The sequence below is a fragment of the Pseudomonas sp. SORGH_AS_0211 genome (assembly GCF_031453455.1).
Lineage (GTDB): Bacteria > Pseudomonadota > Gammaproteobacteria > Pseudomonadales > Pseudomonadaceae > Chryseomonas > Chryseomonas aestiva.
Genome location: NZ_JAVIZV010000001.1, coordinates 2,493,725 through 2,514,634, shown reverse-complemented (window position 1 = coordinate 2,514,634; position 20,910 = coordinate 2,493,725). Strand labels below are relative to the sequence as shown.

General features: G+C 67.3%; 18 protein-coding genes and 1 pseudogene. 10 read left to right on the top strand and 9 right to left on the bottom strand.

Annotated elements, in window-relative coordinates; all coding sequences use genetic code 11:
- Nucleotides 1-4: 4 nt before the first annotated feature.
- From QE393_RS11645 to aroQ, 4 genes are read left to right on the top strand one after another with little or no spacing between them, the layout of a single operon-like run.
- Complete coding sequence (locus QE393_RS11645) at nucleotides 5-463, top strand: MaoC family dehydratase (protein ID WP_310043614.1); 459 nt, start codon at nucleotides 5-7, stop codon at nucleotides 461-463.
- Entirely contained in the window at nucleotides 460-1,692 is a 1,233-nt protein-coding gene (locus QE393_RS11640) for a CoA transferase (RefSeq protein WP_310043612.1), read from the top strand. Before QE393_RS11645 ends, QE393_RS11640 begins: the two co-directional genes overlap by 4 nt.
- Nucleotides 1,689-2,507, top strand: a complete 819-nt coding sequence (aroE, locus tag QE393_RS11635; protein ID WP_310043610.1) for a shikimate dehydrogenase — start codon at nucleotides 1,689-1,691, stop codon at nucleotides 2,505-2,507. Before QE393_RS11640 ends, aroE begins: the two co-directional genes overlap by 4 nt.
- Before the next feature lie 8 nt (nucleotides 2,508-2,515).
- Nucleotides 2,516-2,962 (top strand): type II 3-dehydroquinate dehydratase, encoded by a 447-nt coding sequence (aroQ, locus tag QE393_RS11630; RefSeq protein WP_310043608.1) that lies wholly within the window; start codon nucleotides 2,516-2,518, stop codon nucleotides 2,960-2,962.
- 488 nt (nucleotides 2,963-3,450) lie between these two features.
- Here the strand turns inward: aroQ and QE393_RS11625 are convergent, their stop codons facing one another.
- Nucleotides 3,451-3,957, bottom strand: a complete 507-nt coding sequence (locus QE393_RS11625) for a cupin domain-containing protein (RefSeq protein WP_310043607.1) — start codon at nucleotides 3,955-3,957, stop codon at nucleotides 3,451-3,453.
- An 88-nt stretch (nucleotides 3,958-4,045) separates the two neighbouring features.
- On the opposite strand from QE393_RS11625, the gene QE393_RS11620 reads away from it, so the two are divergent.
- Genes QE393_RS11620 through QE393_RS11595 form a run of 6 tightly spaced genes read left to right on the top strand, consistent with a single transcriptional unit; the run spans nucleotide 4,046 to nucleotide 11,456 of the window.
- Complete coding sequence (locus QE393_RS11620; protein WP_310043606.1) at nucleotides 4,046-6,268, top strand: ABC transporter substrate-binding protein; 2,223 nt, start codon at nucleotides 4,046-4,048, stop codon at nucleotides 6,266-6,268.
- On the top strand, nucleotides 6,265-7,242 hold the full coding sequence (locus tag QE393_RS11615; protein WP_310043604.1) for an ABC transporter permease: 978 nt from the start codon (nucleotides 6,265-6,267) through the stop codon (nucleotides 7,240-7,242). Before QE393_RS11620 ends, QE393_RS11615 begins: the two co-directional genes overlap by 4 nt.
- A 5-nt stretch (nucleotides 7,243-7,247) precedes the next feature.
- The gene (locus tag QE393_RS11610; RefSeq protein WP_310043602.1) at nucleotides 7,248-8,705 is read left to right on the top strand and encodes an ABC transporter permease; all 1,458 of its coding nucleotides are present in this window, start codon (nucleotides 7,248-7,250) and stop codon (nucleotides 8,703-8,705) included.
- On the top strand, nucleotides 8,702-10,354 hold the full coding sequence (locus QE393_RS11605) for an ABC transporter ATP-binding protein (RefSeq protein WP_310043600.1): 1,653 nt from the start codon (nucleotides 8,702-8,704) through the stop codon (nucleotides 10,352-10,354). Before QE393_RS11610 ends, QE393_RS11605 begins: the two co-directional genes overlap by 4 nt.
- Nucleotides 10,351-10,887 (top strand): GNAT family N-acetyltransferase, encoded by a 537-nt coding sequence (locus QE393_RS11600; protein ID WP_310043599.1) that lies wholly within the window; start codon nucleotides 10,351-10,353, stop codon nucleotides 10,885-10,887. Before QE393_RS11605 ends, QE393_RS11600 begins: the two co-directional genes overlap by 4 nt.
- Nucleotides 10,884-11,456, top strand: coding sequence for a GNAT family N-acetyltransferase (locus QE393_RS11595; protein WP_273805930.1), 573 nt, complete (start codon nucleotides 10,884-10,886; stop codon nucleotides 11,454-11,456). Before QE393_RS11600 ends, QE393_RS11595 begins: the two co-directional genes overlap by 4 nt.
- A 39-nt stretch (nucleotides 11,457-11,495) precedes the next feature.
- Here the strand turns inward: QE393_RS11595 and QE393_RS11590 are convergent, their stop codons facing one another.
- From QE393_RS11590 to QE393_RS11555, 8 genes and pseudogenes are all read right to left on the bottom strand, one after another.
- Nucleotides 11,496-12,707: a nitrate/nitrite transporter gene (locus QE393_RS11590; protein ID WP_310043597.1), complete on the bottom strand. Its 1,212-nt coding sequence runs from the start codon at nucleotides 12,705-12,707 to the stop codon at nucleotides 11,496-11,498.
- A gap of 722 nt (nucleotides 12,708-13,429) precedes the next feature.
- Complete coding sequence (locus QE393_RS11585) at nucleotides 13,430-13,945, bottom strand: DUF4142 domain-containing protein (RefSeq protein ID WP_310043595.1); 516 nt, start codon at nucleotides 13,943-13,945, stop codon at nucleotides 13,430-13,432.
- A gap of 123 nt (nucleotides 13,946-14,068) precedes the next feature.
- Entirely contained in the window at nucleotides 14,069-14,824 is a 756-nt protein-coding gene (locus QE393_RS11580; protein WP_310043593.1) for a hypothetical protein, read from the bottom strand.
- Nucleotides 14,824-15,018, bottom strand: coding sequence for a hypothetical protein (locus QE393_RS11575; protein ID WP_017642174.1), 195 nt, complete (start codon nucleotides 15,016-15,018; stop codon nucleotides 14,824-14,826). The genes QE393_RS11580 and QE393_RS11575 overlap by 1 nt, the downstream gene beginning before the upstream one ends.
- Nucleotides 15,019-15,112: 94 nt before the next feature.
- On the bottom strand, nucleotides 15,113-16,354 hold the full coding sequence (gene alaC / locus QE393_RS11570; protein ID WP_187979727.1) for an alanine transaminase: 1,242 nt from the start codon (nucleotides 16,352-16,354) through the stop codon (nucleotides 15,113-15,115).
- Nucleotides 16,355-16,487: 133 nt separating this feature from the next.
- On the bottom strand, nucleotides 16,488-17,060 hold the full coding sequence (locus QE393_RS11565; RefSeq protein WP_027599890.1) for an ANTAR domain-containing response regulator: 573 nt from the start codon (nucleotides 17,058-17,060) through the stop codon (nucleotides 16,488-16,490).
- Between the two features lie 11 nt (nucleotides 17,061-17,071).
- Entirely contained in the window at nucleotides 17,072-18,268 is a 1,197-nt protein-coding gene (locus tag QE393_RS11560) for a CmpA/NrtA family ABC transporter substrate-binding protein (RefSeq protein ID WP_273805934.1), read from the bottom strand.
- Nucleotides 18,269-18,511: 243 nt separating this feature from the next.
- A pseudogene (locus QE393_RS11555) lies at nucleotides 18,512-20,894 on the bottom strand (penicillin acylase family protein).
- Nucleotides 20,895-20,910 lie beyond the last annotated feature (16 nt).

Below are 20,910 nucleotides of genomic sequence, written 5' to 3'. Positions count from 1 at the left end.
GACCATGACCGTACCAGAAAAATATTTCGAGGATGCCCGCGAGGGCGACGAGGCGCTCACGCCGAGCTACCGGGTCACCAAGGAGCGCATCCTGGCCTACGCCGACCTCACCGGTGACCACACCCCGGTCCACGTCGACGAGGCCTATGCCAATGCCAGCCACTTCGGCGGCCTGGTCGCCCACGGGCTGATGGGGCTGTCCATCGCCGACGGCCTCAAGACCCAGTGCGACTACCGCTTCCTACCGGGGATGTCGCTGGGCTGGACCTGGGACTTCCTCCTGCCGATCCGCGTCGGCGACGAATTGCACGTCAGGGTGCGCGTGGGGTCCATGCGTCCGAGCAAGAGCAAGCCGGGCTGGGGCATCGTGGTGCTGCCCTCGGAGCTGATCAACCAGAAGGGGGAAGTGGTCCAGCGCGGCGAACACCGGCTGATGGTGCCGCGACGGGAGGGCGTCGTATGAGCCAGCCACTGCCGCTGCAAGGCCTGAGGGTCATCGACTACAGCCACTTCCTCGCCGGCCCCTATGTGGGGCGCTGCCTGGCGGCCTTGGGCGCCGAGGTGATCAAGGTGGAGCGCCCTGGCAGCGGCGATGCCGGGCGCCAGCACGCCTTCGTCCTGGATGACCAGCAGAGCGGCTACTTCCTGCAACTCAACATGGGCAAGCAGGGCGTCAGCGTCAACATGAAGGACCCGCGTGGCAAGGCCTTCATGCAGCAGCTCTGCGACAGCGCCGACGTCTTCATCGAGAACTACCGACCCGGCGCCCTGGACCGGCTCGGCCTGGGTTACGCGGAGCTTTCGGCGCGCAATCCACGACTGGTGTATTGCTCGATTTCCGCCTACGGCCACACCGGCCCCGATGCCCATCGCGCCGGCTTCGGGCTGATCGCCGAGGCCAAGAGCGGCATCATGCAGATGGTCGGCACGCCGGGCGAGGCGCCGCCGCTGCTGCGCATCTCCCTGGGCGACATGTACACCGGCGCCCATGCCGTGGCCGCCATCAACGCGGCGCTGCTGGGCCGGGTCACCAGCGGGCGCGGCCAGCACATCGACATGGCGCTGTACGACACCCTGGTATCGATGCACGAGTACGCCGTGCAGTGCTATACCCTGTCCGGCGGCGAGATCCTGCCGCAGCAGACCGGCCACGACATGCCTACGTCGACCCTCTATGGCGTGTTTCGCGCCCAGGACGGCGACCTGGTGATCGCTGCCCAGGTGGACGAGGCCTGGAAGCGCTTCGCCGCCCTGGTCGAGCAGGACGCGGACCAGCCGGGCTTTGGCAGCGACCCGCGCTTCCACACCTCCACCGGCCGCAACGCCCATCGCGAAGCCATCCTGCCCGTCGTCAAGGCCTGGGTGGCGGCCAATCCGGTCGCACGGCTGCTGGCGCTGCTCGACGAGATCGACGTGCCCTGTGCCAAGGTGCAGCGCATCGACGAGGTGATCGAGGATCCCCAGATCAAGGCGCGCGGCATGATCCAGGAGCAGCAGCACCCGCGCTTCGGCACCCTGCGCATGCCCAATCTGCCATTCCGCTTTTCCGACTGTGACACCACCATCCAGCAGGTGGCGCCGGACCTCGGTGAGCACAACGCTGCCGTCGCCCGGAGCCTGGGCTACAGCGCGGAAGACATCGCCCGGCTGCAGGCCGACGGCGTGCTGTTCAGCCAGGAGCCCTGCGCATGACCGACCACTACGCGGTGATTGGCCGCCCGATCAACCACACCAAGTCGCCGCTGATCCATGCCCTGTTCGCCGCCACCACCGGGCAAGACCTGGAATACGGCGCCATCGAAGGCTCGCTGGAGGATTTCGTCGGCGACGTGCAGCGCTTTCGCGCCCAGGGCGGGCAGGGCCTGAACGTGACCGCACCGTTCAAGCTGCAGGCCTTCCAGCTGGCCACCGAGTTCAGCGAAAGGGCACGCCTGGCCCGAGCGGCCAACGCCCTGAAGTTCGAGGGCGACCGGGTGCTGGCGGAGAACTTCGACGGTATCGGCCTGCTGCGCGACATCGAGGTCAATCTCGGTCAACCCCTGGTCGGCAGGCGGGTCCTGCTGCTGGGCGCCGGTGGTGCGGTGCGTGGCGCCCTGCTGCCCTTTCTCGCCGCCGGACCGACGGAATTGGTGATAGCCAATCGCAATGGGCGGAAGGCGGCTGAGCTAGCCCGGGAGACCGGGCACCCGCTGCTGAGCGTGCGGAGCTACGCAGCGTTGGAAGGGGAGACATTCGATCTGGTGATCAATGCCACCTCGGCCAGTCTGGTCGGCGAACTGCCGCCGGTGCCGGCAGGCGTCTTCGCCCAGGCCGCGCTGGCCTATGAACTCGCCTACGGCAAGGGACTGACGCCTTTCCTGCGTCTCGCCCGTGAACAGGGCGTGGCGCAGCTGGCGGACGGCGTGGGGATGCTGGTGGAACAGGCCGCCGAAGCCTTCGCCTGGTGGCGCGGCGTGCGCCCCGAGACCCGGCCGGTCATCGACCGGCTGACTCTTCCCCTGACCTGAGCGAATCCATGAAGATCCTGATGCTGCACGGTATTAACCACAACATGTTCGGCAAGCGCGATCCGCTGCAGTACGGCACCGTGACCCTGGCCGAGATCGACGCCAGGCTGGCGGCCCTGGGTGCTGAACTGGGCGTCGAGGTGGAAAGCTTCCAGAGCAACCACGAAGGGGCGATGGTGGAGCGCATCCATCGTGGCTATGAGGAGGGCGTCGACGCGGTACTGATCAACGCGGGCGCCTGGACCCACTACAGCTATGGCATCCGCGACGCCCTGGCGATCCTCACCGTGCCGGTGGTGGAGCTGCACATGTCCAACATCCATGCGCGCGAGAGTTTCCGCCATCACTCGGTATTCGCCGAGATCGTCCTCGGCCAGATCGCCGGCTTCGGCGTGGACAGCTACCTGCTGGCGCTGCGCGCCGCGGTGAGCGCGGCCCAGGCGCGCAAAGCCTGAGCCGCCGCCCCCCTCCCAAAGGGAGAGGGGCGCTAACGGTGAGCCTGTGTAGGGTGAAAAACCGCGCAGCGTTTTCCATGCGCAAAGGTGTTGGCGGAGGTCATGTTGGGCTTCGCTGCGCTCAACCCAACCTACGGTGAGGTCTCGTAGGTTGGGTTGAGGCGGTTCCATCGCCGAAGCCCAACAGGCGGCCCACCCGCGGTGTACAGGTGTATGGAGGCCGACCCTGTTGGGCTTCGCTGCGCTCAACCCAACCTACGGTAGGGTTTCGTAGGTTGGGTTGAGGCGGTTCCATCGCCGAAGCCCAACGGCCGTAGCCAATCTTCGCTGTGCAGGTGTATGGGAGCCTTGTTGGGCTTTGCTGCGCTCTACCCAACCTACGGTAGGGTTTCGTAGGTTGGGTTGAGGCGGTTCCATCGCCGAAGCCCAACGGTCAGGGCTAGCCTTGGAGCGGGGCAGGTGGGAGAAGCCCTGTCCAATGACTGCGTCTACTCGTCGAACTTCCGGGCCTCACCCGAATGCGGCCCCAATTCCCGCCTGGGACAGTCCCGCCACTGCCTGTCCCCCAGGCCTGCGGTGTATTCCGGATGCAGCGGATAGTGCAGCCGGTTGCCCGTACGGCCCGCATCGCCCACCACCAGCAACTCCACCGGCTCGTCGGTCTCGTTGATGAAGGTATGGGCGACGCCATCCCCGGCCTTGAAACCCACGCCGTCGCCCGGCTTGAGCCGGTGGGCGTGGCCGTCGATCCAGGCGGTGGGATGGCCCGCGATCACATAGATGAATTCGTCTTCGGTGGCCTCGGCATGGGGCCTTGAGGTGCGCCGGCCGGGTGGCAGCCATTCATGGTGGATGCCCAGGCGGGCGAAGCCGAAGTGGCGGCCGAAGGCGGCGCCCAGGGAAAAGCGTTCGTCACTGTCGGGATAGCCGGGGCCATCCGGGGCCTGGAGCTGGGTCCAGTGCACGATCTTGTCTAAATCTTTCCGGGATTGCATGGGGTGCTGCGCCTCGCGGGAAAATAGCTCAAGCTTAGTCGTTTAGGCGGACGCTGCCGCCTCAGGTCTCTTTCGGTGCAGGAACGCGATGCCCAGACTGTCCAGACAACTCCTCGCACTGCTGACCCTGGCGCTGCTCGGTGGCTGTTCACCCGATACGCCGATCAACAGCCCCTACCGTGCTGGAGCCGAAGGCCAGAATACCCTCTATACCGCCTTTACCACCCGTTCGCCGAAGTACCTGGATCCGGCCAGTTCCTATTCCGGCGACGAGACCAACTTCACCTACAACATCTATGAACCGCTCTACGGCTACCACTACTTCAAGCGGCCCTACGAGCTGATCCCCCGCGGCGCGGAGCGGGTGATCGCGCCTTACTACCTGGACGCCCAGGGCCGGCGCCTGCCGGATGATGCACCGCCGGCGCAGATCGCCGAGAGCGTCTACGACATCCCCATCCGCCGCGACGCCCGCTACGCGCCCCATCCGGCCTTTGCCCGGGATGCCCAGGGGCACTACCGCTACTTCCCGATCCAGCCTGCCGACCTGGCCGATCGCTACCAGATCCCCGACTTTCCCGAGACCGGCAGCCGCGCCCTGACCGCCGCCGACTACGCCTACGGTCTGCGGCGCCTGGCCAGTCCGCGGCTGGTCTCGCCCAGCTACGCGATCTTCGCCGAGCACCTGGTCGGCATGCAGGCCTTTGGCGATGGCCTGCGCGCCGCCGACAAGGCCCTGCGCGCCAGCCTGCCCAGGGGCGCGCCGCTGCCCTGGCTGGACCTGCGCCAGGGCGAGTTGCCCGGGGTCGAGGTGCTGGATGAGCACACCCTGCGCCTGCGGGTGATCGGCAAGTACCCCCAGTTCAACTACTGGCTGGCCATGACCTTTGCCGCGCCGGTGCCCTGGGAGGCGGATCGTTTCTACAGCCAGCCGGGCATGACCGAGCACAACCTCGGCTTCAACAGCTGGCCGGTGGGCACCGGACCCTATCGGCTGGCCGAATCCATTCCCAATCGCCGCCATGTGCTGGCGCGCAATCCCAACTACCACGCCGATCCCTATCCCTGCGGGGGCGAGCCCGAGGATCGCCAACAGGGGCGGCTGGACGACTGTGGCAAGCCCATGCCGCTGATCGACCGCGCGGTGTTCAGCCTGGAGAAGGAAGGGGTGCCGCTGATGGGCAAGTTCATCCAGGGCTACTACGACACCCCCCAGGTCGAGCGCGGCGAGTATGGCGTGGCGCTGCGCACCAAGGCGGGTGACTCGGCCGATTCCGCCGAGCTCTATCGCGAGCGCGGCCTCAAGCTGCCCACCGCGGTGGAGGCGTCCAACTGGTACCTGGGTTTCAACTGGCTGGATCCGGTGGTGGGGCAGGGCGCGACGCCCGAGCAGCAGGCACGCAATCGCAAGCTGCGCCAGGCGCTGTCCATCGCCTTCGACTGGGAGAGCTACATCACCGTCTTCCTCAATGGCAACGGCCTGGTCGCCAATGGCCCGCTGCCGCCCGGCGTGCTGGGCTATGAAGCGCCGCCGGCGGGCAGCAATCCGGTGGTCTACCGGCTGGTGGACGGCAAGCCCGAGCGGCGGCCCATCGAGGAAGCCAGGCAACTGCTGGCCGACGCCGGCTATCCCGACGGTCGCGACGCCAGGAGCGGGCGGCCGCTGATCCTGCAATACGACGCCCAGACCAGCGGCGACAGCGCCATGTTCGACTGGATGCGCCAGCAGACCGCCAAGCTGGGTATCCAGCTGGAATTGCGCGGCTCGGACTACAACCGATTCCAGGACAAGATGCGCAAGGGCGCGGCGCAGATCTTCTTCTGGGGCTGGAACGCCGACTATCCCGATGCCGAAAACTTCCTCTTCCTCTTCTACGGTCCCCAGGGCAAGGCCAAGCACGGTGGCGAGAATGCCGGCAACTACAGCAATGCCGAATACGACCGGCTGTTCGAGCAGATGAAGAGTCTCGACGATGGGCCGGAAAAGGTCGCCCTGATCCGGCGCATGGTGGCCCTCGTGCAACAGGACGCCCCCTGGCTGTTCGGCTGGAATCCCTTGTCGGCCGGGGCCTATCAGCAGTGGGTGTACAACGCCAAGCCGACCCAGATGGTGCGCGATCAGCTGCGCTACCTGCGCCTGGACCCGGCGCTGCGCGAGCGCAAGGTGCTGGAGTGGAACCGGCCGGTGCTCTGGCCGCTGTGGCTGTTGTTGGGCCTGGCATTGCTGCTGGCCTGGCCGGCCTGGCGCAGCCTCCGTCGTCGCGAGCGCCAGACCGCCTTTGGCGACGAGACCGGGGAGGGCCGGCCATGATCGGCTATCTACTGCGGCGCCTGGCCTATGGCGTGCTCATCCTGATCGGGGTGAATCTGCTGACCTTCCTGCTGTTCTTTACCGTCAACACCCCGGACGACATGGCGCGCCTGGCCATCGGCGGCAAGTACGTCACCGCCGAGGCCATCGAGGACTGGAAGGCGGAGCACGGCTACGACAAGCCACTGCTTTTTAATACCACCCGTGAAGGGGCGGAGCAGTTCACCGATACACTCTTCTTCGACCGGTCGGTCAGTCTGCTGGTGTTCGACTTCGGCACGGCCGACAGCGGTCGCGACATCGGCCGGGAGATCGCCGAGCGCGCCGGGCCCAGCCTGGCGCTGGCGCTGCCGACCTTTATCCTCGGCCTGGTCGCCAGCGTCGGTTTCGCCCTGCTGCTGGTGTTCTTTCGCGCCACCCGTCTGGACTTCTGGGGCGTGGTGCTCTGCGTGCTGCTGCTGTCGATCTCCTCGCTGTTCTACATCATCGCCGGCCAGTGGCTGTTCGCGAAGATCCTGCGCCTGGTGCCCTATTCGGGCTATGAGGAGGGCTGGAATCTGCTGCGTTTCCTGGCGCTGCCGGTGCTGGTCGCGGTGATTTCCGGGCTGGGCAGCCAGGCGCGCTTCTACCGCGCGCTGTTTCTCGAAGAGATCGGCAAGGACTATGTGCGCACCGCGCGTGCCAAGGGCCTGGCCGAGCGCCAGGTGCTCTTGCGCCATGTGCTGCGCAACGCGGCGCTGCCGATTCTCACCGGCGTGGTGTCGGCCATCCCGCTGCTGATCATGGGCAGCCTGATCGCCGAGTCCTTCTTCGGCATCCCGGGCCTGGGCAGCTACACCATCGACGCCATCAACGGGCAGGACTTCGCCGTGGTGCGCACCATGGTGTTCCTCGGCTCGGTGCTCTACATCGTCGGCCTGATCCTGGCGGACCTGTCCTACACCCTCGCCGATCCGCGCGTTCGCTTCAGGTAGCCGCCATGCCGAAATTCGTCTTGCTCTGGACCGACCTCGCCCTCTACCTACTGGTGGCCGGTACCCTGTTTTACGCCTGGCGCGCGCGTCGCCAGCCAGCCCTGCGCGCCAGTTGGCGGCGGGTGCTGCAGGATGCCCCGGCGATGAGCGCGGCCGTGGTGCTGGCCAGCTTCGTCGCCATCGCCCTGCTGGATTCGGTGCACTACCGGCCACAGCTGCCCGCCACGCCCGGTACCACGGCGCCGATCTATTCCCCGACGGTGCTCTCGGCCCTCGATGGCCTGCTGGCCGACACCAGCCTGACCCAGCGCGAGAAGACCTATTCCGCGCCGCTCGCCACCCACCAGTTCACCAAGGAAACGCTGGGCACCAGCGCCGAGGGCCTGCCGCTGCGCGACTTCCCGCGACTCAAGCATGCCGGTACCACCTTGAGCGATCCCGCCATCGAATGGCGGGGCGATATCCTCAAGCGACTGACGTTGGGCCTGCTCGGCGGTCTGGCGCTGGTCCTGGCGACTGCCGCCCTGGCCGCGGCGCGATTGCGCGACACGGGCGGTTTCGCGGCCCGCTGCGCACTCATCCTCCGTGGCCAGACCGCCATCCCCTGGCGCGCCATCCTGCTGACCTGGCTGGGCGTCTGCCTGGTGGCCGGCAGCGTGATCGCCCTGGCCAGCGGCTATCACGTGCTGGGGACCGACAGCACTGGCAACGACGTCCTCTACCAGTCGCTCAAGAGCATTCGCACCGCCTTCGTCATCGGCAGTCTGACCACCCTGGCCATGCTGCCGCCGGCCATCGGCTTCGGCCTGGCCGCCGGCTACTTCAAGGGCCGGGTGGACGACGTCATCACCTACCTCTACACCACCCTGACTTCCATCCCCGGAGTGCTGCTGGTGGCGGCCTGCGTGCTGATGATGCAGGTATTCATCGACCGCCACCCGGAGCTGTTCGACACCGGTGCGGCACGCGCCGACCTGCGCCTCTTCATGCTCTGCCTGATCCTCGGCCTCACCGGCTGGGCCGGGTTGTGCCGTCTGCTGCGCGCCGAGGCGCTCAAGCTGCGCGAATTGGAATACGTCCAGGCGGCGCGGGCTTTTGGCGTCTCCCACTTCACCATCCTGCGCCGGCACCTGCTGCCCAACGTCTTCTACCTGGTGCTCATCACCCTGACCCTGGAGTTCTCCAGCCTGGTGCTCTACGAGGCGGTGCTCTCCTACCTCGGCATCGGCGTCGATCCGACCATGAATTCCTTCGGCTCCATGATCAACGATGCCCGGACCGAAATGTCCCGTACGCCGATGATCTGGTGGAATCTGCTCAGCGCCTTCGCCTTCATGCTGGCCCTGGTGCTGGCGGCCAATCTCTTCGCCGATGCCGTGCGCGACGCCTTCGATCCGCGCAGTCGCCGGCTGAGATCCGCCTGGCTCGGACGTCGCCCCGGCCAGGGTGGGGTGCAGCCATGACCCCGGTGCTGGAGATTCGCGATCTGGAGATCCTGGTCGAGGGCGAGGAGGGTGCGCGCCAGGCGGTCCGCGGCCTGAGCCTGGCCATCGCCCGCGGCGAGACCTTCGCCCTGGTAGGCGAGTCGGGCAGTGGCAAGAGCGTCACGGCGCTCTCGCTGCTGCGGCTGCTGCCACCGTCGCTGGGTATCGCCCGCGGCGCGGCGCTGCTAGCCGGCACCGACCTGCATCGACTGCCGGAAGGACGCCTGCGCGAACTGCGCGGCGGGCGCGTCGGCACCATCTTCCAGGAGCCCGCCACCAGCCTGAACCCGGTCATGCGCGTCGGCGAGCAGATCGAGGAAACCCTGCGCGCCCATACCGCGCTGCGCGGCGCCGCCGCCCGTGCCCGGGTGGTGGAATGGCTGCGGCGGGTCGGCATTCCCGAGCCGGAGCGGCGGATCGACGACTATCCCTTCCAGTTCTCCGGTGGCCAGAAGCAACGCATCATGCTCGCCCTGGCGCTGGCCGCCGAACCGGACCTGCTGATCGCCGACGAACCCACCACGGCGCTGGACGTCACCGTCCAGGCGCAGATCCTCGCGCTGCTGGCCGATATCCAACGTGAACTGGGCATGGCCATCCTGCTCATCACCCACGATCTGGCGGTGGTGCGCCAGGTGGCCGATCACGTGGCCCTGATGCGCCATGGCGAGATCGTCGAGAGCGCGCCGGCCGCGGAATTCTTCCAGGCGCCCCGGCATCCCTATGCCCGCGAGTTGTTCGCCGCCATTCCCACCTTTGCCAAGCGCGGCCAGACCCTGGCCGGCACCCCGCGCGCCCTGCCGCAGCGCCAGCCGGGCGCGCGGCTGCTGGAGGTGCGTGAGCTGGCCGTGCACTATCCGCTCCGCCGCGGGGCCTGGGGCCGAACGCGGGACTGGGTCAGGGCGGTGGACGGGGTGAGCTTCGACCTGCACGCGGGCGAGACCCTGGCGTTGCTGGGCGAGTCCGGGTGCGGCAAGACCACCACCGGCAAGGCGCTGCTGCGCCTGCTCGATGGACCGCGCATCAGCGGCAGCGCCCAGCTGGGCGGCGAGGACCTGCTGACGGCCGATCGGCGCACCCTGCAGCGGCTACGGCGGCAGATCCAGATCGTCTTCCAGGATCCCTTCGCCTCGCTGGATCCGCGCATGCGCATCGGCGCTACCCTGGAGCAGGGCTTGCTGGCGCTGCGTCCCGAGCTGGATACCGCCGAGCGCCAGCGCCGCGCTGCCGTCCTGGTGGAGCGGGTCGGGCTGCCCGGCGACACCCTGCAACGCTTCGCCCACGAATTTTCCGGCGGCCAGCGGCAGCGCATCGCCATCGCCCGGGCGCTGATCGTCGAGCCGCAGGTGCTGGTGTGCGACGAACCCACCTCGGCGCTCGACGTCTCGGTGCAGGCGCAGATCCTCGATCTCCTGCGCGAGCTTCAGGCGGAGCGGGGGCTGGCCTATCTGTTCATCACCCATAATTTCGGCGTGGTCGAGTACCTGGCCGATCGCATCGCGGTGATGGACGGCGGCCGCATCGTCGAACAGGGCAGCGCCGAACGGGTGCTCCGTGCGCCCGCTCACGCCATGACCCAACGCCTGCTGGCCGCCGTGCCGCGCCTGGATTTCGGGACCTCGCCATGAATTTTCCACCGCGCATAGCCCTGGCCGACTTCGCGCTGGTCTGGCCGCAACCGCGCCTGGCCGCGGCCTTCGCCGAGGCGCTGAACTGGAGCTATGCGGAGCACCGCCGCTTTCTTGGCTGGGCGCGTGAACAGACCACTGTTGCCCAGGCCCGCGACAGTCTGCTCGCCGCTCGCGGCGCCTTCACCCTGGCCCAGGGCGAGAAGCGCTACTTCCTGGTGCGCGGTGACGAGTTGCTCGGCTGCCTGGGGCTCACGCCACTGGACGGCGGGCGGCGCTATGAGGTCGGCTACTGGCTGCACAGCCTGCATACCGGTCAGGGTCTGATGACCGCCGCGCTGCGCTACTTCGTCGAGCAGCGCGGCGCGGCGGGGCTCTTGCTCACCACCTCGGCCGCCAACGACGCCAGCCAGCGACTTGCCGAGCGGGTGGGTTTCCGGCGCGTCCGGGTGCTGGAAAACGATCGGGAAGGTCCGGACGGACAGCGCTGCGCCACCTGGGTCTACGAATTGCCGCCACAGGTGAGGCCATGACCGCCCTGAGCGTTCCGCTGCAGTATCCACCCCGCTTCGCGGTGACCGAGGCGGTGGAACTGATCGACCTGACCCTGGCGGATCCCGCCGCGGTGGCCGACTACTACCGGCGCAATCGGCAGCACCTGGCGCTGTCGATGCCACGGCGCTCCGACGCCTTCTATACCCTGGCGCAATGGCAGGGGCAGGTGGCCGCCTATCGCGCCGGCGGGCCGGGCCTGAGCGAGTTGCGCCTGGTACTGCGGGCGGGGCCGCTGGTGATAGGGACGGTGAATTTCAGCCAGATGGTTCGCGGCGGTTTCCAGGCCTGCTACCTGGGCTACGGCCTGGATGCAGCCTGGCAGGGACGGGGGTTGATGCGTCAGGCGGTGCGCCTGGGGCGGGACTTCGTCATCGGCGAGCTGGGCCTGAATCGGATCATGGCCAACCATCTGCCGGAGAACACCCGCAGCGCTCATCTGCTGATCAGCCTAGGCTTCGAGCGCGAGGGCCTGGCGCGGCGCTATCTGGAGATCGACGGGGTCTGGCGGGATCACGTGCTGACCAGCTATGTACGTCCCGCCCCCTGAATTGAGAAACCCGGCGGGAGCGATCCGCCGGGTCCTGGCTTAGACGCGTGCCGCCGTAACCGCGGCCGAGCCCCAGGTGGTGCGCCAGCGGCGCTTGACGCTGAGCAGGCCGAACCAGGCGAGCACGCCGAGGGCGGCAAACAGCCAGAGCCCCAGCTGATAGTCGCCGGTGGCCTGCTTGACCGCACCGAGGCCGGCGGTGAGGGCGAAGCCGCCGATGCCGCCCGCCATGCCGATCAGTCCGGTCATGACACCGATTTCCTTGCGGAAGCGCTGGGGGACCAGCTGGAACACCGCGCCATTGCCGGCGCCCAGGCTGAGCATGGCCACCACGAACAGGGCCAGGGCAGCCATGGCGCTGGGCAGGTGGAAACCCACGGCGGCGATGCAGATGGCCGCCACGGTGTACATGCCGAGCAACGCACGGATACCACCGATACGATCGGCCAGAGCACCGCCCAGGGGGCGCATCAGGCTGCCGCCGAAGACGCAGGCCGCGGTGTAGTAGCCGGCAACCACCGGCTCCAGGCTGTACTGGTCATGGAAGTAGCCGGGCAGGGTGCTGGCGAGGCCGAGGAAGCCGCCGAAGGTCACGCTGTAGAAGAACATGAACCACCAGCTGTCCTGGTCGCCCAGGGCGTGGCCGTAGTCCGCCAGCTTCTTCGGTGCCGGGCGTTCCGGGGCGTTGCGGGCGCAGAGCACGAAGATCACCAGGGTGAGGATCAGCGGGATCAGCGCAAAGCCGAACACGTTGGTCCAGCCAAAGGCCTTGGCCAGTGCCGGGGCGAAAAGGGCGGCGAACACCGTGCCGGAGTTGCCGGCACCGGCGATGCCCAGCGCCTTGCCCTGATGTTGCGGCGGATACCACTGCGACGCCAGCGGCAGGGCCACGGCGAAGGAGGCCCCGGCGAAGCCGAGGAACAGGCCCAGCAGCAGGGTCTGCTCATAGCTGTGCACGCCGTGCTGCCAGGCCACCAGCAGCGCCAGGATCACCACCACCTGGCCGATGACGCCAGCGGTCTTCGGCGACAGCCGATCGGCGACGAAGCCCAGGATCAGGCGCAGGACAGCGCCGGCGAGGATGGGCGTGGCCACCATCATGCTGCGCTGTTGGGTAGTCAGCTGCAGGTCGGTGGCGATCTGCACGGCCATCGGGCCGAGCACGTACCAGACCATGAAGCTCAGGTCGAAGTAGAGGAAGGCGGCGAACAGGGTCGGCGCATGGCCGGCTTTCCAGAAACTGGGACTCATGGAGGCACCTCGGGCACGTCACGGGCATGAAAAAGGCGCCAGTCACCCTTGCCCGTTGCCGGGAGGTGAACTGACGCCTTTGTCGATTGGGGTGACCGCCGTTGGCCACCGCTACCCAGGTCTTTGCAAGAGCGAAGCCAAGTCGCGCGAGCCCGGTGCCGACCGAGCCTGACAGCGTTGCCAGCGTCCAAAGAGCACGTTGCGCTGCACAATGATCGGGCGCCGTTATGACAAGTTGCTCTCTATTAGCGCTTCGTAGAGCAGTACTGCACCCGAAGCCCAACAGTGCCACAGAGTGCCGGCAACGTTGGGCTTCGACGACGGAGCCGTCTCAACCCAACCTACGGTCTGGTCCTGCAGCGGCGTGCCGTACCCGTAGGTTGGGCTGAGCGTAGCGAAGCCCAACGGTGACGCAGGATGCCGGCAATGTTGGGCTTCGACGCTGGAGCCGTCTCAACCCAACCTACGGTCTGGTCCTGTAGCGGCGTACCGTACCCGTAGGTTGGGCTGAACGTAGCGAAGCGCAACAGTGATGCAGAGTGCCGGCAATGTTGGGCTTCGACGATGGAGCCGTCTCAACCCAACCTACGGTCTGTTCCTGCAGCGGCGTGCTGTACCCGTAGGTTGGGTTGAGCGTAGCGAAGCCCAACGGTGCTACGGGGTGCCGGCAATGTCGGGCTTCGACGATGGAGCCGTCTCAATCCAACCTGCAACTCATACCTTTACTTCGCGTACTTGGTCTGCAGGGCCTTGGCTTCCTGGAGGTGGTGCTCCAGCTTGGGCAGGGTCTTCTCGGCGAAGGCCTTGAGCGCGCCGTCATCGCCGGTCTTGGCTTCGTTGCGGAAGATTTCGATGGTCTGCTCGTGGGCCACGACCTGGTTGTTGGCATAGGAGCGATCGAAGGAATCGTCACGCACCTGCAGGATCATGGCCTTGGCCTTGTCCATAAGCTCGGCGTCGGTGGAGACTTTCAGCTTCTTCTCCTGGGCCAGGCTCTTGAGCTGCTCGTTGGCCTTGGTGTGGTCGTCGATCATGCTCTGGGCGAAGGTCTTGATGTCCTGGGACTGGCTCTTTTCCAGGGCCAGCTTGCCTGCTTCGATCTCGGCGATGCCCTTGGCCGAGGCGTCGTCGACGAATTCGGCCGGAGACAGCTTGTCGGCGGCCTGGGCGAGACCGGCACCGGCAGCCAACAGGATGGCGAGGGACAGGCTGGAAGCTTTCTTCAGCATGGGCGTCATGGACGTGCTCCTGATTTTCTTGGCAGTAAGGGAAGGGCGTCACCGGCTGGCAGTGAACGCACCTGCAAAATGGGACCTGCCTAAAAAGTCATACGTTCCCTGAAGAAAGCGTGCGAAGCCAGATCAGGTGCGGCTTACGCTTGAGCGAAACGCTTCGTAGGCGTCGAAATCGAAGCGCGTCGCCGAGACGATCTGGCTCTGTTTCAGGGTCAGGTAGATGTCCTTGCCCTTGTCCGCATAGTGGGTGGTAAAGGTCACCCAGAGTTTGTCCTTGTCGCGGTAGCCGCTCATGATCGGCTTGATGCAGACGTCCTGGTCGGCCCCTTCCGTTTCGCTCGGCTCGCCCAGGGTGGTGATGCGACCGACGTACACCTTGCGCTCTTCCAGGGTCAGCATCAGCGTCTCCTTGTTGATGGAGGCGGTCATCAGCAGATCGTCCAGCGGACTGTCCTTGAGGATGCCGGCGAGGATGAAGGTACGGTAGTTGTCCTCGCTCAGGCCGTACTTGCGCTTGATGGTCCAGCGCGCCAGCGTGGCCCAGGCGCCGGGGATCAGCAGGGCGGTCACCGTCACCACCAGGATCCAGGCGGCCTGCAGCGGATCCTCCAGGGTGCCGGTGCGGCGCAGCAGCTCGGCGAGACCGGCGAAGTAGTCGAAGGAAAAGGTTCGCCCGCCCCATGACCAGTTGCGCCCCTGCAGGACTTGAGCGATGCCCAGGTGCAGGATCACGGCGAGCAGGGTGCAGAACAGGCCGAAACGGGCGCTCTGCAGATAGAGGTACTGGCCCTCGTAGCGGTGCAGGCGATAGAAATAGAGCGGATGCTTGTGGCAGACGAGAAAACCGCTGACCAGGATCGGCAGGAGCAGCAGCAGGAACATCAGCGGTTGATGAGCCGCCGGGCGCGGTCCAGGTCTTCCTTGAATTCGGGGGAGTCGAAGACCTCCGCCGGATCGATGCGCAGGGTACCGCGGCCGACCACGCGCATGGACTTGTAGGAGTTGTTGATGCTCGCGGCCAGCTTGAGATCATCCGCGGAGGGCGATTTGAGCAGGTTGAACAGGCCTTTCAGCATGGCGATATCCTGGGGATGCACTAGGCGCTTATAGCTTGGAACACCCGGACTGACAAGAATTCGCCGCGCCGCCAATCGACGGCGCGGCGAAGGCTCAGGCCGGCTCGACGCCGGATTTGCGCGGGGCCGCCTTGGGCAGCAGGCCGTCGGCGCGGAACATCTGCTTGATGCCGCGCACCGCCTGACGGATGCGGTCCTGGTTCTCGATCAGGGCGAAGCGCACATGGTCATCGCCATAGTCACCGAAGCCCAGTCCCGGCGAGACGCAGACCTTGGCCTCGGCCAGCAGCTTCTTGGCGAATTCCAGCGAACCCAGGTGGGCATAGGGCTCGGGAATCCTGGCCCAGACGTACATCGACGCCTTGGGATTTTCCACCATCCAGCCGGCTTCGTGCAGGCCACGCACCAGCACGTCGCGGCGCTGCTGGTACTGCTGGGCGATGTCGCGCACACACTGCTGGTCGCCTTCCAGCGCGGCGATGGCCGCCACCTGCAGCGGGGTGAAGGTGCCATAGTCGTGATAGCTCTTGATCCGCGCCAGGGCGGCGACCAGCTCGGGATTGCCGACCATGAAGCCGATCCGCCAGCCGGCCATGTTGTAGCTCTTGGACAGGGTGAAGAATTCCACCGCGATGTCCTTGGCCCCGGGCACCTGCATGATGGAGGGTGCCTGCCAGCCGTCGAAGACGATGTCGGCATAGGCCAGGTCGTGCACCACCAGCACGTTGTAGCGCTTGGCCAGCTCCACCACGCGCTCGAAGAAATCCAGCTCCACGCACTGGGCGGTGGGGTTGGAAGGGAAGCCGAGGATCATCATCTTCGGCTTGGGAATGCTCTCGCGGATGGCCCGCTCCAGTTCGGCGAAGAAGTCCATGCCCTGCACCAGGGGCACCGAACGCACCTGGGCGCCGGCGATCACCGCGCCGTAGATGTGGATCGGATAGCTCGGGTTGGGCACCAGCACGGTGTCGCCGGCATCCAGGGTCGCCAGCATCAGGTGCGCCAGGCCTTCCTTGGAGCCGATCGTGACGATGGCTTCGCTGTCGGCATCGATTTCCACCTGGTAGCGGTCGCGATACCAGTGGGAGATGGCGCGACGCAGACGCGGAATGCCCTTGGAGCTGGAATAACCGTGGGTGTCTTCGCGCTGGGCGACCTGGCAAAGCTTCTCGACGATATGCGGTGGGGTGGGGCCGTCGGGATTGCCCATGGACAGGTCGATGATGTCCTCACCGCGACGGCGCGCGGCCATCTTGAGTTCGGCGGTGATGTTGAAGACGTAGGGGGGCAGGCGATCGATGCGCGCAAAACGGCGCACGGGACTGGAGTCAGTCATGCGTTCCTCGAAGTACGTAAGCGCCCGGAACCGTCCGAGCGACGTGGGTCACAGGAGGTGACCTGCGACGGACATTAGCCGCAGGTCGCTGCGCTTGTCGAGGAAAAAATCGGGCAGGTCCGCGCGGCCTGTCTCAGCCGAGCAATTCGCTCATGGCGATGATCTGGTCGGCCACCTGGATCAGCTTCTGCTGCTTGCTCATGGCCTGACGGCGCATCAGGGTATAGGCCTCGTCCTCGCTGCAACCGCGCATCTTCATCAGCAGGCCCTTGGCCTGGTCGACCTTCTTACGCTCCAGCAACTGCTGCTCGCGGGCCTGGAGTTCGGCGCGCAGGGCCTGGTCGGTCTCGAAACGGGCGCGGGCCACATCGATGATGGCCTGCAGGCGGCTGGTCTGGATGCCCTCGACGATGTAGGCGCTGACCCCGGACTGGATGGCCCGGCGCATCACCGCCGGATCGTGCTCGTCGGTGAACATGACGATGGGGCGTGGCCGGTCGCGGGTCACCAGGCAGACCTGCTCCATGACATCGCGACCGGGTGATTGGGTGTCGAACAGGATGACGTCCGGACGCAGGGCCTCGATGCGCGCGGGCAGATCGATGGTCAGGCCGGATTCCTCGATGACCTCGAAACCGGCTTCGATCAGCGCGGCCTTGAGACGGCCGACCTGCTTGGGGGTGTCGTCGATGAGCAGGATGCGCAAGGTCGTTCTCCCTAGTGATCGCTGAGCGCGTGAATGGCGAAGCTGCGGGCGTAACCGGCCGGATCGCTGCCGTCCCAGATACGACCGTCGAACAGGGTGCTGCTGCGCCGGGTCGGCGGCACCGCCAGGCCCAAGCCGGTAGCCGCCTCCTGATACAGCTCGGTGCATTGCACGGACTGAGCCACGGCCAGGTAGTCCGGGTCCTCGCGCAGCAGGCCCCAGCGGCGGAACTGGGTAAGGAACCAGAGGCCGTCGGAGAGATAGGGCGGATTGACCGCGCCCTGGCGATGGAAGGCCAGGGGATGCTCGTCCTCCCAGCGGCGGTCGAGTCCATCTTCGTAGTGGCCGAGGAAGCGCCCGGCCAGCAGCGCTGGATCGGCGTTCACGTAGGCGGCATCGCTGATCAGCTGGGCGGTGCCCAGGCGGTTCTCGCGACTCTCCTCGATGAAGCGGCTGGCGTCGAGCAGGGTGCGGATCAGCGCCCGGGCGGTGTTGGGATAGCGCTCGGCGAAGGCGGCGGTGCAGGCCAGCACCTTTTCCGGGTGGTCCGGCCAGATCGCCTGGGTGGTGGTCAGGGTGAAGCCCTGGCCGCGCGCCACGGCGGCAGCGCCCCAGGGTTCGCCGACGCAGAAGCCGTCGACCCGGCCGGCAGCCAGGTGCTCGGGCATCTGCGGCGGCGGCACCAGCGCGGTACGCACGTCCTTGAGGGGATGGATGCTCTGGGCGGCCAGCCAGTAGTAGAGCCAGAAGATATGGGTGCCGGTGGGAAAGGTGTGCGCCAGGGTTAAGGGCCTGGCATCCGGTCGGCGGATCCGCTCGACCAGGGAGGCGGTATCCTGCACGCCTTCCAGGGCCAGGCTGCGCGCCAGATTGAGACTCTGGCCGTTCTGCGCCAGCCCCATGAGCACCGCCATCGGCGTCGCGGCAGCGCCGCCCAGTCCCAGCTGGGCGCCATAGACCAGGCCATAGAGGCAATGAGCGGCATCGAGCTGGCCATTGAGCAGGTTGTCGCGCAGCGCGGACCAGGAGGGCTGGCGGTGCAGATTGAGTGTCAGGCCATGGGGTTCGCCAAACCCCTGGGTCGCCGCCACGATCAGCGAGGCGGCATCGCTCAGGGGCAGGAAGCCCAGATTGAGCTCGGGCTTTTCCGGGGCATCCGAACCCGCGACCCAGAGATGCGCGGCGTGGGGGGAAGGCTGGGCAGGCATGGTGTCTCCGGCGGCTGACGGACGTCCAGGCACCTCTTTGTGCACCGCTGTGGACGTCTCGGCTAGGGCCTGCACCATTTTGGTGACAGGCGCGGCACCATCACCGGGCGCTCTCACGGCCACGACGCCTGCCGGACAGCGCTTCTGCAGCGGTCCGCGGCGCGGCGGGAGGAGGAGGCGCCGGCTGAGGTCTGCGAGGGAAGGGGCAAAACCCGCGCCAAGTCACGGGTTGCCAGGGGAGGATTACTTCTGCGGGATCAGTAGCAGGTGGTCACGGTCATAGACGCGCTCCAGATTCTGCGGCTGCAACGGCAGGCTCTGGTATTGGCCGCGGCTCCAGCCCTTGCCCGGGGTGCCGGCCTGGCTCGCCTGCAGGGGCTCGGCCAGGCCGAAGTCCACCACCAGGCGCAGCGCCGGCGCCAGCCAGGCCTGGTCATCGCCGCCCCAGTGGCTGGCGGTCAGGTCCAGGGTCGAACCGTCGCCGCCACTGGCATTGCCGTCCAGGCGGTGCAAGCGGCCCCATTGCCAGGCAGCGCGATTGCTGCCCAGCTTGGTCTCGCAGGTTTCGACGGCCCCGGCCAGAGCGCGGGCGAAGATCGCCGGCTTGTCTTCACGGGTAGGCGTGCTGACGTCATCCCAATAGGGGCTGTCGTCGCGGGCCAGGAGATGATCGACGATGGCGTTGTAGCTGGTGTCGCTCAGGGTAGTGAAGGCCTGCCAGGCCGGACTTCTGGTACCACCCAGCTCGTCGGCGAAGGTCTGTTCGGCCAGGGCCTGCAAGAAGGCCTCGTAGAGCGCCGCATCCGCGGAGCCGGCGGCCAGGCGACCGTCGAAGGCCAGCAGGCGCCGCAGGGCTTCTTCCGCCTGTTGGCGCTGGGTGGCCGGCAGGGCGGCAATGGCCTGGCGCAGCGGTGCGGCGAAGCCGGGGGCGTCGAGCTGGGTCCTGAGCTTGGCGGCCAGGGTGGTGGTCTGGTCCTGCTGCAGGGCCATGGCGTCGCGGCTGTCGAGGCGCGCCGAGCGCCCGGCCAGTTGTGCCAGGCGCTCCTGGCGCTCGGGGCCCGACCAGTTGCTGGACAGCTGCATGCCGTAGCCGCGCGGCACCACGCGCTGGTTGGCGGCGCCCAGCCAGCCCTGGGCCGGATCCTGGTCATAGGGGTGCAGCATGGGGTCGGCGTAGCCATCCCAGGCATAGCGCTCGTCCCAGCCGGGCGAGGGCAGCAGCCCCAGGCCGCTGCGGCGATTGGGGTAACGGCCGGTCACCTGCCAGCCGACATGCTCGGCATCGGCGAATACCAGATTCCAGTCGCTGGCGCGCAGCTCGCGAGCCAGTTCGAAGGCGCGCTCCACGTCCTTGGCGCGGGTGAGGTCGAAGAGGGCATCCAGGCTCTTGTCGGCTTCCAGGCGACTGCTGCGCAGGGCCAGGCCGTAGCCGTTGGCGTCCGGCGCCAGGGCCAGATTCAGCAGCGGACCGCGCGGACTGGTGTAGAGGGTCTCGCGCCGCGGCTTTTCACCGCGGACGAAAAAGGTCTCCACCCGCTCGCCGGCCGGCTGCCACTGCCCGCCACTCTGCACCTGCAGGCGACCGCCCTGGCGCTGCAGGCGTTCGAGGTAGAGGTCCTGGCTGTCGCCCATCAGGGTGGCGGCGCCCCAGGCCAGCTTGCCGTTGTAGCCGTCGAGCAGCAGCGGCAGGCCGGGCAGGGTGGTGCCCACGGCCTCGAAACGCGGCGCCCTCAGGGTCACCAGGGTGAAGGGCGATTGGCCGGCAAAGGCGCTGACCTTGTCGACGCCGAGCAGGCTGCGACCGCTGCGGGTATGGCCCGGGGTGGCGGCCCAGGCGGTACCGGTGGGGCCGCCGAAGGGGGCGAGCGCCCGCCAGTTGCCGCTGGACCTGCAGCAGGGCGTCGAGCCCGGGCAACTGGCCACGCAGATTCAGGCCGCGCAACTTGGCGGTCTCTTCTTCCGGCAGCGGTTCGTCGGGGTAGGTGGGCAGGAGCCAGGCCAGGCGCTCGGGACCGACCTGGGCGGCCAGGGCCAGCGCCGCGGTCTCCTTGCGCAGGTCCACCGCCTGGGCGAAGTTGAGCAGTTCGAAGAGCAGGGCGCTGTCTTCGGCTTTCCAGTATTCGGCGCGGTAGTCGTGGCCATCCAGCTCGACCCGCTCACCGGCGCGATAGAGGTAGGCGTTGACCCCCCGGGCATAGACCTCGAAGAAGGTCTTCATCCGCGGCGAGGCGTTGCCGTAGGCCACCTGGGCGGCCTTGCGCAGGTCCACGGCGCGCATGAATCTGTCGCTGTCCAGCCGGCTCTCACCGTAAGCCTCGGCCAGTCGCCCCTGGGCCAGCAGGCGCAGCTCCACCATCTGCGCCAGGCGTTCGCTGGCGTGAACGTAGCCGAGGGCGAAGAGGGCATCGTGAAAGGTGGTGGTCTCGATCAGCGACTGGCCGTCGGCATTGCGGCGCACCGAGGCGGTCTGCGCCAGGCCGCGCAGGGGCAGGCTGCCCTTGAGTTGCGGCTGGCCGCGGGGCGACGGCTCCTCGGCGAAGTACTGGCAGCTGGCGAGGGCGGTCAGCAGGCCGAGCGTGGCGAGGCGCAGCGGCGCGCGCGAGCGAAACGGGAGAGGCGAGACCATGAACAGCGGACACTCC

Excerpts from the sequence above, each read along its gene's own strand:
- QE393_RS11645 (WP_310043614.1), top strand. The coding sequence starts at position 5 with ATGACCGTACCAGAAAAATATTTCGAGGATGCCCGCGAGGGCGACGAG.
- QE393_RS11640 (WP_310043612.1), top strand. The coding sequence starts at position 460 with ATGAGCCAGCCACTGCCGCTGCAAGGCCTGAGGGTCATCGACTACAGC.
- aroE (WP_310043610.1), top strand. The coding sequence starts at position 1,689 with ATGACCGACCACTACGCGGTGATTGGCCGCCCGATCAACCACACCAAG.
- aroQ (WP_310043608.1), top strand. The coding sequence starts at position 2,516 with ATGAAGATCCTGATGCTGCACGGTATTAACCACAACATGTTCGGCAAG.
- QE393_RS11625 (WP_310043607.1), bottom strand. The coding sequence starts at position 3,957 with ATGCAATCCCGGAAAGATTTAGACAAGATCGTGCACTGGACCCAGCTC.
- QE393_RS11620 (WP_310043606.1), top strand. The coding sequence starts at position 4,046 with ATGCCCAGACTGTCCAGACAACTCCTCGCACTGCTGACCCTGGCGCTG.
- QE393_RS11615 (WP_310043604.1), top strand. The coding sequence starts at position 6,265 with ATGATCGGCTATCTACTGCGGCGCCTGGCCTATGGCGTGCTCATCCTG.
- QE393_RS11610 (WP_310043602.1), top strand. The coding sequence starts at position 7,248 with ATGCCGAAATTCGTCTTGCTCTGGACCGACCTCGCCCTCTACCTACTG.
- QE393_RS11605 (WP_310043600.1), top strand. The coding sequence starts at position 8,702 with ATGACCCCGGTGCTGGAGATTCGCGATCTGGAGATCCTGGTCGAGGGC.
- QE393_RS11600 (WP_310043599.1), top strand. The coding sequence starts at position 10,351 with ATGAATTTTCCACCGCGCATAGCCCTGGCCGACTTCGCGCTGGTCTGG.
- QE393_RS11595 (WP_273805930.1), top strand. The coding sequence starts at position 10,884 with ATGACCGCCCTGAGCGTTCCGCTGCAGTATCCACCCCGCTTCGCGGTG.
- QE393_RS11590 (WP_310043597.1), bottom strand. The coding sequence starts at position 12,707 with ATGAGTCCCAGTTTCTGGAAAGCCGGCCATGCGCCGACCCTGTTCGCC.
- QE393_RS11585 (WP_310043595.1), bottom strand. The coding sequence starts at position 13,945 with ATGACGCCCATGCTGAAGAAAGCTTCCAGCCTGTCCCTCGCCATCCTG.
- QE393_RS11580 (WP_310043593.1), bottom strand. The coding sequence starts at position 14,824 with ATGTTCCTGCTGCTGCTCCTGCCGATCCTGGTCAGCGGTTTTCTCGTC.
- QE393_RS11575 (WP_017642174.1), bottom strand. The coding sequence starts at position 15,018 with ATGCTGAAAGGCCTGTTCAACCTGCTCAAATCGCCCTCCGCGGATGAT.
- alaC (WP_187979727.1), bottom strand. The coding sequence starts at position 16,354 with ATGACTGACTCCAGTCCCGTGCGCCGTTTTGCGCGCATCGATCGCCTG.
- QE393_RS11560 (WP_273805934.1), bottom strand. The coding sequence starts at position 18,268 with ATGCCTGCCCAGCCTTCCCCCCACGCCGCGCATCTCTGGGTCGCGGGT.